Source organism: Phormidesmis priestleyi BC1401 (genome assembly GCF_001650195.1).
Taxonomy (GTDB): domain Bacteria; phylum Cyanobacteriota; class Cyanobacteriia; order Leptolyngbyales; family Leptolyngbyaceae; genus Phormidesmis_A; species Phormidesmis_A priestleyi_B.
Genome location: NZ_LXYR01000004.1, coordinates 1 through 12,236 on the forward strand (window position 1 = coordinate 1; position 12,236 = coordinate 12,236).

The 12,236-nt window shown below is 49.4% G+C and carries 12 protein-coding genes; 5 read left to right on the plus strand and 7 right to left on the minus strand.

What is annotated here, in order from left to right; translation table 11 throughout:
- Positions 1-713 precede the first annotated feature (713 nt).
- Positions 714-1,028, minus strand: coding sequence for a DUF6737 family protein (locus A8707_RS03335; RefSeq protein WP_331711667.1), 315 nt, complete (start codon positions 1,026-1,028; stop codon positions 714-716).
- A 46-nt stretch (positions 1,029-1,074) separates the two neighbouring features.
- On the opposite strand from A8707_RS03335, the gene A8707_RS03340 reads away from it, so the two are divergent.
- A complete protein-coding gene (locus A8707_RS03340; RefSeq protein WP_068815112.1) occupies positions 1,075-2,268 on the plus strand; it encodes a Coenzyme F420 hydrogenase/dehydrogenase, beta subunit C-terminal domain in 1,194 nt (397 codons plus the stop codon).
- A gap of 209 nt (positions 2,269-2,477) precedes the next feature.
- Here the strand turns inward: A8707_RS03340 and A8707_RS03345 are convergent, their stop codons facing one another.
- Positions 2,478-3,404 (minus strand): LysR family transcriptional regulator, encoded by a 927-nt coding sequence (locus tag A8707_RS03345; protein WP_068815114.1) that lies wholly within the window; start codon positions 3,402-3,404, stop codon positions 2,478-2,480.
- A gap of 276 nt (positions 3,405-3,680) precedes the next feature.
- On the opposite strand from A8707_RS03345, the gene A8707_RS03350 reads away from it, so the two are divergent.
- Complete coding sequence (locus A8707_RS03350; protein WP_068815116.1) at positions 3,681-4,082, plus strand: fasciclin domain-containing protein; 402 nt, start codon at positions 3,681-3,683, stop codon at positions 4,080-4,082.
- A 36-nt stretch (positions 4,083-4,118) separates the two neighbouring features.
- On the opposite strand, the gene aroA is transcribed toward A8707_RS03350, so the two are convergent.
- Positions 4,119-5,462, minus strand: coding sequence for a 3-phosphoshikimate 1-carboxyvinyltransferase (gene aroA, locus A8707_RS03355; RefSeq protein WP_068815118.1), 1,344 nt, complete (start codon positions 5,460-5,462; stop codon positions 4,119-4,121).
- 49 nt (positions 5,463-5,511) lie between these two features.
- Between aroA and A8707_RS03360 the strand changes: the two genes are divergently transcribed.
- Positions 5,512-6,003, plus strand: a complete 492-nt coding sequence (locus A8707_RS03360) for a hypothetical protein (RefSeq protein ID WP_068815119.1) — start codon at positions 5,512-5,514, stop codon at positions 6,001-6,003.
- A 79-nt stretch (positions 6,004-6,082) separates the two neighbouring features.
- Here A8707_RS03360 and A8707_RS03365 read toward each other — a convergent pair whose 3' ends face one another.
- Both A8707_RS03365 and A8707_RS03370 read right to left on the minus strand, forming a co-directional pair.
- Entirely contained in the window at positions 6,083-7,801 is a 1,719-nt protein-coding gene (locus tag A8707_RS03365; RefSeq protein ID WP_068815121.1) for an iron uptake porin, read from the minus strand.
- Positions 7,802-8,100: 299 nt separating this feature from the next.
- Complete coding sequence (locus A8707_RS03370) at positions 8,101-9,549, minus strand: hypothetical protein (protein WP_068815122.1); 1,449 nt, start codon at positions 9,547-9,549, stop codon at positions 8,101-8,103.
- A gap of 188 nt (positions 9,550-9,737) precedes the next feature.
- On the opposite strand from A8707_RS03370, the gene msrA reads away from it, so the two are divergent.
- Positions 9,738-10,400 (plus strand): peptide-methionine (S)-S-oxide reductase MsrA, encoded by a 663-nt coding sequence (gene msrA, locus A8707_RS03375; RefSeq protein WP_068815123.1) that lies wholly within the window; start codon positions 9,738-9,740, stop codon positions 10,398-10,400.
- Between the two features lie 122 nt (positions 10,401-10,522).
- Here msrA and tadA read toward each other — a convergent pair whose 3' ends face one another.
- Positions 10,523-11,044 (minus strand): tRNA adenosine(34) deaminase TadA, encoded by a 522-nt coding sequence (gene tadA / locus A8707_RS03380; RefSeq protein ID WP_068815127.1) that lies wholly within the window; start codon positions 11,042-11,044, stop codon positions 10,523-10,525.
- A gap of 40 nt (positions 11,045-11,084) precedes the next feature.
- Between tadA and A8707_RS03385 the strand changes: the two genes are divergently transcribed.
- Positions 11,085-11,672: a chromophore lyase CpcT/CpeT gene (locus tag A8707_RS03385; RefSeq protein ID WP_068815129.1), complete on the plus strand. Its 588-nt coding sequence runs from the start codon at positions 11,085-11,087 to the stop codon at positions 11,670-11,672.
- Positions 11,673-11,681: 9 nt separating this feature from the next.
- Here the strand turns inward: A8707_RS03385 and A8707_RS03390 are convergent, their stop codons facing one another.
- Positions 11,682-12,041 (minus strand): STAS domain-containing protein, encoded by a 360-nt coding sequence (locus A8707_RS03390; RefSeq protein WP_197484601.1) that lies wholly within the window; start codon positions 12,039-12,041, stop codon positions 11,682-11,684.
- Positions 12,042-12,236: the final 195 nt, after the last annotated feature.

Sequence of the window (12,236 nt, forward strand, 5' to 3'; positions counted from 1 at the left end):
TGCGATTGAACGGCTTTGACTCGATTACGAGAGGAATTCGGGCAGTGGCGCATGACCTCCATCGTCTATTTTCCTTTCTTCAATAAACTAGCCCTGCGATCAGGTGGGACTTTGAACCAGATCAATGGCTTGACCTCTAAAACTCCGTTCCATCTCAAAGTCCCTCAGCATGGGGGATTTAGGGGGCGAGAGTCTCAGCAATGACTGATCGAAAGACTGTGTGTACACGGTAGACTTCGTGAAGAAGACATTAGAAACCAAGCTTCTGCTCGGACTTCGCCTCATTCAAATCGGAGACACTTAAGAAGGTCAATCGCTCATTTCTCAAGGAAAATCAGCGTCATCCATTAAAGCCCAAATCAGACTCGCACTATCCCGACTACCTATGAATCTACGACGGAAAATATTGACCGTTTTGAGGCAGATGAAAGCCGATTAAAAAATCAACGATCGCATAAGCAAACTCTTGTATTTAAAAACGAGATCAAGGAAGCGATAAAAAATACGGCTACCAATTTAAGCCGGGACAGTAGCTCCCTCAAAACTTAAGGCTTCGTTCAATCTGTCCCGCTTTATGTTGGTAGCCAAAATACTCATATTTTTATTCCGCTTTCAAGTTTTTTGAAAAAAATCAACGATCTCAGACAAAAAACGCCTTGGTTTAATAAAAAAAGCTTTTATTTGCTAAAAATTTCATCTGATCGAACTTTAAATCAAACCCGATCGCTCTCGTTCTTCATCTGCAACACTCCACTTTCAGCCATCGATCGCGGGTAAACCAACAGAAAAAATCCCATCCACGCCAAAAGCGGAATCGCCACCAGCACCGTGATCCAAATCGTTTTAAATACAATCCAACTGCCGCTAATCAACGTCACTCCGGTGAGCAAAATTGACCAGGGTTGACACCACCACGGCTTATAGTCCCAAACACTAGAAGATTTGTTGCTGTCAGGTTGCATCAGCCGCACTCGATAAACGTCACTCTGTTCAAGATAGCAACCAGAGACTATTTCAGGCGACAGCATTGAGCTATTGTGATCAATAGTGACCTTTTATAAAATCCGCCCTCTTATGACACTGGCGCATCCCCACAAAAAGGCAAAAGCCCTCAAATCGTCTAGCCGCCGCCCCGCCAAAGAACTGTGCAGCGAGTGTGGGCTGTGTGACACTTACTATATTCACTACGTCAAAGATGCGTGTGCGTTTCTCAATCAGCAGATTGCCGAGCTAGAAGAAACCGTTCACGGGCGCAGTCGTGATTTAGAAAACCAGGACGATTGGTATTTTGGCGTTCATCAAGACATGATGGCAGCGCGGAAAAAAGAACCGATTCCGGGGGCACAGTGGACGGGAATTGTGAGTTCGATCGCCATCGAAATGCTCAATCGCGGCATGGTCGAAGGAGTTGTGTGTGTGCAGAATAGCGACGACGATCGCTTTCAGCCTAAACCTGTGATTGCTCGCACACCTGAAGACATTCTTGCGGCACGAGTTAATAAACCAACGCTCTCGCCAAATCTATCTGTTTTAGAAGAAATCGAGCAGTCAGGAATGAAGCGGCTGTTAGCGATCGGAGTGGGCTGTCAGATTCAAGCCCTTCGAGCCGTTGAAAAACAGTTAGGACTTGAGAAACTCTACGTCTTGGGCACTCCTTGCACCGATAATGTGACTCGCGCTGGATTGCAGAAATTTTTAGACACCACGAGCCGATCGCCCGATACCGTCGTCTACTACGAGTTTATGCAAGACTTTCGAGTGCATTTTAAGCACGAAGATGGCTCAACTGAGTTAGTGCCCTTCTTTGGCTTAAAAACCAACGAGCTTAAAGACGTGTTTGCGCCCTCGTGTCTAAGCTGCTTTGATTATGTAAACTCCCTCTCCGATCTCGTCGTGGGATATATGGGAGCGCCGTTTGGCTGGCAGTGGATTGTCGTGAGAAACGATCGAGGTCAAGAAATGCTTGACTTGATGCAAGACCAAATCGAAACACAGCCCGTCATGTCACAGGGCGATCGTAAAAACGCCGTTCAGCAAAGTATTCCAGCTTACGATAAAGGCGTAACGCTGCCGATGTGGGCGGCAAAACTCATGGGCGTGGTGATCGAAAAGATTGGTCCGAAAGGATTAGAATATGCGCGCTTCTCGATTGATTCTCATTTCACCCGCAATTATCTATACGTCAAACGCAACTACCCAGAGAAGCTAGAGCAACACGTTCCAGACTACGCAAAGCGAATTGTCGGGCAATACAAACTACCCGACTGATAAAAGTTGAATGATGTCTGAGACGCGATCGTTCATTGCATTTATCCGCCCTGAACCGAAGTTTGGGCTAATGGTGGAAAGTCCGTTGAAACGGACTCAAGAACTGGCTAAGACTGGCTCTTAGTCCGTTTCAACGGACTTTTCTCTGCTAGCCCGAACTTCAGTTCAGGGCGGGGCAGCATCGAAGCGAAGAAGACATTAAGCACTTCTCAGAGTAGCTTTTGAAACGCGGTTTCTTCAGAGACTTGCTTCGCTTCAGTTAACAAGTAGTCAAAGAAAGCCTGCGCGATCGCCGATAGCTGTTTTCCGGATGAATGGACGACATACCAATGATGCTCGATCGGAAAGCCTTCTACATCTAAAATCGCCAATTGATTATTCAGTCCTTCCAGCGCCAGGGTGTGTTTAGAAAGCACCGAAATTCCTAAACCCCCTACGATCGCTTGCTTAATCGCTTCATTGCTGCCCAAATCGAGTTTGACTTTCATCGACATCCCCTCAGAGTCAAACAGCTTTTGCACCGTCTTGCGAGTTCCAGAACCCGGTTCTCGCATGATGAAAGGCTCCTCAGAAATCCGCTTCAGAGGAATATTCTTCTCATTGACAAGCGGGTGAGTGCGCGGTGCCAACACCACCAATGGGTTTTCCATAAAGGGATGCGCCACTGCATCTGAGTCTTCGGGCAACTGGCTGAGAATATATAAATCGTCTCGGTTTTCGTTCAGACTATCCAACACATATTGATGATTGGTAACGGTTAGAGAGATATCAATGCCGGGATAGCGTTGACAAAACGGACCGAGAATTCGCGGAATCACATATTTTGCAGTCGTCACCACAGCAATTCGCAGACAGCCTTGCTTTAAACCTTTGAGGTCAGCGATCGCGATCTCAAACTGAGAGAGCCGAGCGAATAAGTCTCGACAGGTCGCAAACAATTCTTTACCCGCAGGAGTCAGGTAAAGCCGTTTGCCAACTTGCTCAAATAATGGCAGACCAACCGTTTTTGATAACTGTTTGACCTGCATCGAAACTGTTGGCTGAGTGAGAAACAGTTCTTCGGCGGCACGGGTAAAACTGCTGTGACGAGCAACCGCTTCAAAGACTTTAAGTTGATGGAGGGTGGCGTTCTGCAAAGCAAAGGTCTCCTGGAGATGGATAGCTAGTTCATAGTAAAAAGTCTATTGAAATTATTGATAACAATGCTTTTTTACTATGGATTTTGTAGATATGATAATCCATAAGAGCTTACGCTCCCTTCCAATTAGCGTTGCATGGTTTAGTTTTTTGTTGGAGCCATTGCCAAGTTGTTGCAGGTTTCGATATTGCAGCGATCGTAGACTGGCACCTTCACTTTCTCTGTGCAACGCTTTTCTCACAGTCTTTTGTAGAATCTCAATCTTATATTTACTATGGCTGATATTGTTGACATTGCCGTTGGTGCAGGGTCTTTTACCACATTGGTGACAGCGGTTAAAGCCGCTAATTTGGTTGACGCGCTCAAGAGTCCGGGTCCGTTTACGGTGTTTGCGCCGACAGATGATGCGTTTGCTAAACTGCCGCCCGGAACCATTCAGACTCTCGTGCAAAACATTCCTCAACTTGCCCGAATCTTAACTTTTCACGTCGTATCTGGCAAATATACAAAAGCCGACTTAGAAAAGCTCGATTTTGTCACGTCGCTCGAAGGATCGCCGATCACATTAAACTTCACTGACGGCTTCGAGGTGAAGAATGCGACGGTGATTGCTCCTGATATCGAAGCCGATAATGGGATTATTCACGTCATTGATAACGTGATTTTGATGGGTTAGCGATCGCGACTAAAACTCTTGCATCAACCAAATTCTCTAATGGGTCACTTGCTGCAACGTTGCGGTGAAATCAGGATAGGAAATCGCAGCGGCTTCGGCGCGATGAATCGTCGTGGTGCCTGTGGCGTTGAGAGCCGCGATCGCTAAACTCATCGCAATTCGATGGTCGGTATGACTATCGACTTCAGCCCCTTTGAGAACTTTACCGCCGACAATCTCCATGCCGTCGGGTAGCTCGGTGATGCTGGCTCCCATAAGATTCAGTTGAGTCGCGGTGATGGTGATGCGATCGCTCTCTTTAACCCGCAACTCTTCAGCGTCTCGAATCACAGTCGTTCCTTCTGCAAACGTAGCGGCGACTGCCAAAATCGGAATTTCGTCGATTAAACGAGGAATTAAATCTCCAGCGATCGTGCAGGCTTTGAGTTTGCTGTGACGCACTCGCAGATCGGCAACAGGCTCTCCGGCAACGTGACGCTGATTTTCTAACGTGATGTCTGCGCCCATCTGTTCTAAAGCTTCTAACACTCCGGTGCGAGTCGGGTTCACGCCAACGTTCTCGATCGTCAAATCAGAACCGGGAACGATCGCCCCTGCCACGAGCCAAAACGCCGCCGAGCTAATATCTCCCGGAACGATCACAGTTTGTCCTTTAAGTCGAGATTGTCCGGTAATGGTGACGCTGTTGGTTTCGGGATCAACGCTCAGTTCTGCCCCAAATGCTTTAAGCATCCGTTCGCTGTGGTCGCGTGAAAGAGCGGGTTCGGTGACGATCGTCTGTCCTTCAATCATCAGTCCGGCTAGCAGAATGCACGATTTGACTTGAGCAGAGGCGATCGGAGACTGATAGTGAATCGGCTTTAAATTCTGTCCTTGAATCGCCAACGGTGCCAGCGAATTGTTGTTGCGCCCCCAAATCTGTGCGCCCATCTGCTGCAATGGTTTAACCACACGAGACATCGGGCGAGATCGAATCGAGCGATCGCCCGTCACCGTAAAAAACTTCCCTGGATGCGACGCTAAGATCCCCAGCATCAGCCGAGTCGTGGTTCCAGAGTTCCCCGTATTGAGAACATCTTCAGGTTCTTGCAGATTGCCCAACCCGATGCCCTGCACCCGCACTTCTTCGGCATTGAGTTCTGAAATCGTCGCCCCCATTGCCCGAAAACACGCTGCCGTGCTGCGAGGATCTTCGCCTAGCAGCAATCCATGAATCACCGTTTCGCCCTCGGCAAGAGCGCCCAACATCAGCGATCGATGAGAAATCGATTTGTCACCCGGCACCCGAATTCGCCCGTGCAGTGCTTGTTGTGTGCTTTTAATGATTAACTCATGCTGTTGATCCGTAATCTTTAAAGCGATCGAGGGTGGAGTTGGCATGGGGTTCGGCTAGACTGACATCGCACTGCGTAGGCTATCCTACCATCCCATGCTGACTCACCATCGCAGACTCGCTTCTCGCTCGATCGTGTCTACAGATTTGTCTGTCTGGTCTGATGTGCAGGCGATCGCCACGATTTATCAACGAGATCAAGAACGGTTTCATCTGCTGTTGACGGAGCCTAAAGTTGCGATTAGCCGAGAGCAGAGCGATCCAGAACCTAACTCAACTGATCTGCTTCCCACCCCTCGATTGCTGTGGTTAGAAATTTCTCCCTATCGCATCACGATGACCATGCAGGGTGATGGCAAGCTCAGCTATCGTCACCACTGGGAGCGCGGCGTTTATGGCATCAGTCGCTATTGGCTTCAGGGTAGTCAAATTAGACAGGGCAGCCAGATCAAACTTCACAACTACACCCGCAGCCTGCATCTTGATGGCTACCCCATCCCTGAGCAGTTGAGATTAGAATACGAACTCTGGGCGGATCAGACTCAGCTAGGGTGCTACGTGCTGAACTTGGAAATCCAGAACGATTGACCGTTTGCAAAAGCTAGGAAAGGGACACTCAGAAATGTCCCCCTATCGTTGAAGTAAGCCAGTTGTAGTAACTCGATTCTCAGAAGGTGAAAGTTGTCCGGACAACTCCAATCACAATATCGTTGTTGTTGCGGTTGTGATCGGGGTTGGTGAGCCAGACCAGTCCAGGGGTCACCGCAATGTTGTCGGTCAACTGAAACTGGTAAAAGCCCTCGACATGCAGAGAGGTATCACGATCGCGTCCAATCGCCGCGCTCAAATTTGAGCTAACGCCCGTCACTTTAGGTTCCATCCCCACAATTATTCCAGCAATATTCCCCTTCTTAAACAGGTCAGGAAAAGCAACGCCCACTGTCCAGTTCCAGATATCTAGGGTTCCTCTCGGTAAAGCACCCCCCAGGGAAGAGAGCGTGCGCGTTTGAGTGTATCCTACAGAACCGTTGATCACAATCTTTGGATTGAGTTGAAAAGAGGCTCCCACGCCAAAGGCATTGCTGGAAGTAGGAACGTTCAACCCAGCAAAGGGCGCTAAGGCGGCTGGCAAATTGGGATTATTGAGCAGCGCCGATCGCAGATTTGCGCGATTGCTGCCTACACCACCGCCAAACGCAAAGTCATTATTGTAGGCATGAATGTAAGTCAAGCCAAACTTCAACGCATCAGTGGGTTTGACGGTTAGCTGGGCCGAGGCTCCATAGCCGCCGTTAAAAAGCCCATTTTTGTCGGCTGGACTGGACGCATTGTTAGCGAAGTAGCCCAAGCTCAGTTCTAGCTGTTTGCCAAAGCTCTGCCGAATCCCTGCGCCCGTGCCATTGTTGACCAGCAGATAGATAGGGTTGCGGGTTCCCATTTGGGTCAGCGCCCCAGAGCGACCATCTCCGTCAAAATAGGGGTTGAGGGTGTCGGTGTAGTCGTCGATCGCCCCATTGTTGGCATCAATTGCAACCATCGTGTTTTCACCCAACGGAAATGCGTAGAGAAGTTGGTCGATGGCGACCTGATTATTGTTGGTATTAGCAAAGGTGCCGCCTGCAAAGCGGAAGTCTCCCTCTGGAGTCCCGGTCGTAGCGGAAAACGCATTCAGGTTGGTAGCTTGAAGTCGAGTCCTGAGCAAGTCTTTGCCCGTAAAGCTGGACTCAAAGTTCAGACGAACTCGATTCGCTGCAATCGTATTTCTAGGGAGATCTTGACCCGTCGCCCCCTGTCCAGTAGCAATTCCAGTCAGGGCAAAGACTGCTTCTGCATTGAGTTTAGTAGTTGTTGAGAACTGTTGTTTTTCTAAGGTGGTTGTTCTGGCTTCTAGCGCATCGACACGACCGCGCAGGGTAGCCAATTCGGCGGCAAATTCTTCTTGCAGTTTTTGCAGGATTGCCAGATCTTCTTTCTTGACTAGATCTGCGGTAGATGCGGCGATCAGCTCGTTGACGCGATCGAGACACGCATTCAACCCGGCTGCAAACTCATAGCGGGTCATAGCACGGTTGCCACGATAGGTTTTATCGGGATATCCCGCGATGCAGCCATAGCGTTCAACGAGAGATTGCAGTGCTTGAAATGCCCAGTCAGTGGGGCGCACATCTGACAGTTGAGACACAGAGGTGACTTGAGATAACCCCGTCTCACTGGGATTGGCGATCTCAGCCCCTGCAAGCATTGTCTCGGTTTGGGCAAGCTGAATCGGCGCAGTCTGAGCCTGGATGACGGGAACATCAGCCGCTTTTGCCATTGACGAAATCGTCAGGCTGGCTACCACGATCGCAGGATTTAGCCAGAAAGCTTTGAAAAAGAGATTCGTCATAATCGTCTAGCCTCGCACCAGGATGAATGAATGGATCACGGCAACTCCTGCATCGACTCGATCAGAAGTCAAACAAAACTGCGAGTGATAATAATTATCGTTCTTATCTGTTCGATGAGACAATAACCCTTAATCGTCTTATTACGGTTTGGTGAACCTTGTCAAGCTCTTTCTGCAACTAATTCTCAAGAAGGTGCAGAAAACAGACCGCAAAAATGGTTATTATCCCCCCCTCCGGCATTTAGAACGGGTGATTGTTTCACGTTATTGCTGCTAAAAAAACTGTTTTATTGACAATCCTATGGGGTGGCTTTCTTTTCCTGCATGGCTGGAGACTTTGGTTTCTCGTTCAAGTTGCTTAGACTGGTATCTAAAGTGCCATCGACTTGATTTAACAATTTGACGATCTGGGCACGACTTGTCGCAGCCTCTTGCGGTTGTTTCTTTAACCACGCGATCGCGTTAACTTTGTCTTGTTGCGCCATCAAAATCAGCGCTCCCCAGGTCTGCACATCTTGCCGAATAGGATTCACTTTCAACAAGGCACTGACACGCTTCCACAGCCGCCCCGAATCACTCTTCAATAGATTGGTGATCTCGTCTCGATCGTCGGGCGATGTTTGCAGCACTTGTGTAGCTTTTGCCCAACGTCCATCAATCAGGTTGACTAACACCTGTTGACTGCCACTCACCCAAGGCTGCGAAGCCTGCAATTGAGTGACTTGAGCGTGGCGTTCTACAAGATCCATTTGCGCTTGAGCCGCCGCCGACCATTCTGACGGAGGTTGGCGTTTCTTCACCGATCGTAAAAACTCTAAAGCGGTTGACCATAAACCATTTCTTGCTAGAAAAAGGGCATCGACAAACGCACCATTTTCTAAAGCAGGGTCGGTGAGCGAAACCGGAAGAAGCTGTAGGGGATCAGGGGTAAATTTGCGTGCTCTCACCTGATAGGCAGCAAAATTGGGTTCTAGCCCGATCGATTGATTCACCACCAGCGTAGACAGCATTCCCCTGGCTCGTTTTTGCCAAACGGGAGCCTCTCCGATCGGGCTAGTCCATCGCAACAAAACGTTGAGGTAAGTTTGACCAGGGTTGTAGTGAACGATTTCTCCATAAGCGGCAGATTTGTCTCCCTGCGATTGCTGACCACTCAAGTTGAGCCAAATGCCTTGCCCAGGTGCCCTTTCTTCAAATCGCTGTAGCGTGGTTAACGGCAGTGCGCGGGTTGAGCCTTGATCGTCGCCCTCAGCCTCTGCAAACGGTGTTAGCACAAATGTCTCGTCGATTCCACTGATCGGAAGCTGACTAATCAGTTGAAGATACTCTGGTTTACCTCGACTATCGCTCGCCAAAACGGGGCGATAGACTCTTAGCTCAGTTACACGATCGCAGTCTAGGTCACAGTTCTCTTGGCGAGTCAGCACAGGCAACAGCAGATCAGAGGAATTTTTAGCCGATTTCAGATTGCTGTCTAGCAGAATCGGGTTGCCGATCGTGCGTCCGGTTTTTCTCAATGCTTCCTGTAACTCTGCCAGGGTTCGTAACTCGGCTGACCCCACGATCGGAATTTTTGCCCCATCGGGAAGATAATGATTCAGCCAAATCACCGATCGGGGATCAAGAATAAATTCCACACTCAGCCACGCCCCACTGATCACTAGACCCGCCGCGATGGATAAAAGTCCGATCGCGCCGATCGTTCCCCACTTGATCTGAAAGGGTGCCCTAGAGATGGAATGTTTCATAGCTCAGACATAGGAAGACTGCCGCGATGGGGACGACAGACGACCCCTAAAAAGAATGTTATACGCGGAGAGGGAATTGTGTGCCAATCATCAAATAATTGGACGGTTCCCAACACCTGAAGCAGGCTGAGGGATACGCTACGATGGAATAACGTAAAGATTCATCTCAAAAATAAGAGTTAAAACGCATGGCATTATTTGGACTTGGCAAAAAGCAGAGCTTGCCCACCCCTGAAGAAGCCCTAACTGGACGGGCGGAAAAGATGCCCGTGCCCTCAAGCCACTATGTCAACGGCAACCCCCTTCAGCCTCCGTTTCCGGCTGGGATGCAGACGGCAGTGTTGGGGTTTGGGTGCTTTTGGGGCGCAGAGCGCAAGTTTTGGCAGCAAAAAGGGGTCTTCACAACCGCAGTAGGATATGCGGCAGGCGCGACTCCCAACCCAACTTACCAAGAAGTCTGTTCAGGTAAAACGGGACATAACGAAGTCGTTCTAGTGGTCTTTGATCCCAGTGTGGTCAGCTATGAAGAGTTGCTGAAAGTCTTCTGGGAAAGCCATAACCCGACTCAGGGAATGCGTCAGGGCAACGATGTTGGCACTCAGTATCGATCGGGCATCTACGTCTATTCTGATGAGCAGCGCGCTTTGGCAGAAGCATCTCGCGATGCCTATCAAAAAGCGTTGACGAAAGAAGGCTATGGAGAAGTTTCGACCGAAATTCTCGACGCACCTGAGTTCTACTATGCTGAAGCCTATCATCAGCAATATCTCGCCAAAAACCCCGGCGGATATTGTGGTTTAGGGGGCACAAAAGTTTGCTTCCCTGACGCAGAAGTCAGCGAAAAGAAGTAATGCAAGGCTTCGGCTGAGATTCATCTCTCCACTCGCTGGGGAGACGAACTCGACCTCTTAAGTAAGGGTGTCAGGCTCTCTTGAGCGATAACCGTTTAGCTTAAGCTACTCTCTAAATAGACTTAATGAATGCTTTTGTTCGACAATCGCCTGCGTCGATCGTGAAACCAATCCTGCAACTGCTGACGACACGCCGATTCTAAAATGCCGCCCAGCACAGCCAGTTGATGGTTAGAAGCCGCACTATCTGGCACATTAAGCACCGATCGGACTGCTCCCGCCTTCAAATCATCTGCCCCGTAAACCAGCAAACCCAATCGAGCTAAGATCAGCGCACCTGCACACATGGGGCAGGGTTCTAACGTCACATAGAGCGTACAGTCATTCAGATGCCAGTTTTTTAACGTCTGTCCGGCTGCTCTAAGGGCGAGAACTTCTGCATGGGCAGTCGGATCGTGATCACGCTCCCGCCGATTCTGGGCTTCTGCAAGCGTCTGTCCATCTGCGTTCACAATCACCGCACCGACAGGCACATCTCCTGCGCTGCCTGCCTCTTCTGCAAGTTCTAACGCGCGAGTCATCCAGCGGCGATGCGTCAAATAAGTAGGGTCATCGATCGAAGATGGAGAAATCTGAAACGGCAAGGATGCAGTATTGTAAATTTTGTCCCGATCGTACCACTTTATGAATTTAGTTAGTACCCTAGCGCGTGACCTGTGCGGCGAATTTGACAATCGAGAGCAAGCGATCGCTGATCCCATCTGGTTTGTTCATCTAAGAGCGTGGCATCGCCCGGTTAATCTATTCACAAACGATAGTTGCACCGTGTTTGCCGAACAAGCAAACGTGTTGCAGCTAGATCAAGCCTACCGCCAGCGGCTGTTACGCATCCGATCGGCAGACGATCGTGCTAAATTTCCTTTAAACGTGCAATACTACAGCTTCAAAAATCCTGCTGCATTTCGGGGTGCAGGGCAGAACCCAGATCGGTTAGGAAACCTGACTGAAGACCAGATAGAACTCTTACCTGGCTGCATTCTTCAAGTAACTTACGAGCAAAGTTTGCAGGGCGATCGCTTCCACGCGTCGCCTCCTGCCGATGCTCGCTGCTGCTTTTCTTATCAAGGTGAAACCCGCCAAGTCTCATTGGGGTTTGAAGTCAGCCCTGGGAAATTTTTCAGCCATGACAAAGGCATCGACCCCAACACAGGCAAAGCCCTTTGGGGAGCGATCTTGGGCGCTTACGAATTTACCAAGCGAAAAGACTATTAGAATACCTGACTAACTTGCGACTCCTCTCGGCGCTCCTTCTAAGGCTTCTGACTCGGTTTCAAAAATCTCAAACACCGAGTCCATCATGGTCACTTCAAAGACAAGTTTGGCTTCCGGGTGAACGTTACAAATCCGAAAGCTGCCTCTGACCTTATCGGCATCGCGCATTCCAGCAACCAGCGACGTTAAGCCAGAGCTATCAATAAAATTGACCTGCCCCAAATTGACGACAATGTGACGGCTAAGTTTAGCGATACATTCTTGGAGCTTTAAGCGAAACTGCCACGCGGTCGCGATGTCAAGCCGCCCCGTAGGCTGAAGGACAATAACAGTCGTGCCGTCTTGATGGGTGTGCGTTGTTTGCTCCATGTCAATTGTCTTCTGCTCCATGTAAACCATTGACGTTCCTCATGCGGTAGATATCGGTGAGTGCTGTCCGATTATGAGGTTCGGACGAAGCGCATCGAGTTTAGTGATACCCACCTATCTAAGGTTTCTAACGCAGTCAACGATCGAGACATTCATAAAACAGTGAGAAGCGCAAAAACGAAGGGTAAGCCGTGC

Bases quoted from the DNA above. Each gene is read 5' to 3' on its own strand.
- A8707_RS03335 (WP_331711667.1), bottom strand. From the start codon at position 1,028: ATGCTGTCGCCTGAAATAGTCTCTGGTTGCTATCTTGAACAGAGTGAC.
- A8707_RS03340 (WP_068815112.1), top strand. From the start codon at position 1,075: ATGACACTGGCGCATCCCCACAAAAAGGCAAAAGCCCTCAAATCGTCT.
- A8707_RS03350 (WP_068815116.1), top strand. From the start codon at position 3,681: ATGGCTGATATTGTTGACATTGCCGTTGGTGCAGGGTCTTTTACCACA.
- aroA (WP_068815118.1), bottom strand. From the start codon at position 5,462: ATGCCAACTCCACCCTCGATCGCTTTAAAGATTACGGATCAACAGCAT.
- A8707_RS03360 (WP_068815119.1), top strand. From the start codon at position 5,512: ATGCTGACTCACCATCGCAGACTCGCTTCTCGCTCGATCGTGTCTACA.
- A8707_RS03365 (WP_068815121.1), bottom strand. From the start codon at position 7,801: ATGACGAATCTCTTTTTCAAAGCTTTCTGGCTAAATCCTGCGATCGTG.
- A8707_RS03370 (WP_068815122.1), bottom strand. From the start codon at position 9,549: ATGAAACATTCCATCTCTAGGGCACCCTTTCAGATCAAGTGGGGAACG.
- msrA (WP_068815123.1), top strand. From the start codon at position 9,738: ATGGCATTATTTGGACTTGGCAAAAAGCAGAGCTTGCCCACCCCTGAA.
- A8707_RS03385 (WP_068815129.1), top strand. From the start codon at position 11,085: ATGAATTTAGTTAGTACCCTAGCGCGTGACCTGTGCGGCGAATTTGAC.
- A8707_RS03390 (WP_197484601.1), bottom strand. From the start codon at position 12,041: ATGGAGCAAACAACGCACACCCATCAAGACGGCACGACTGTTATTGTC.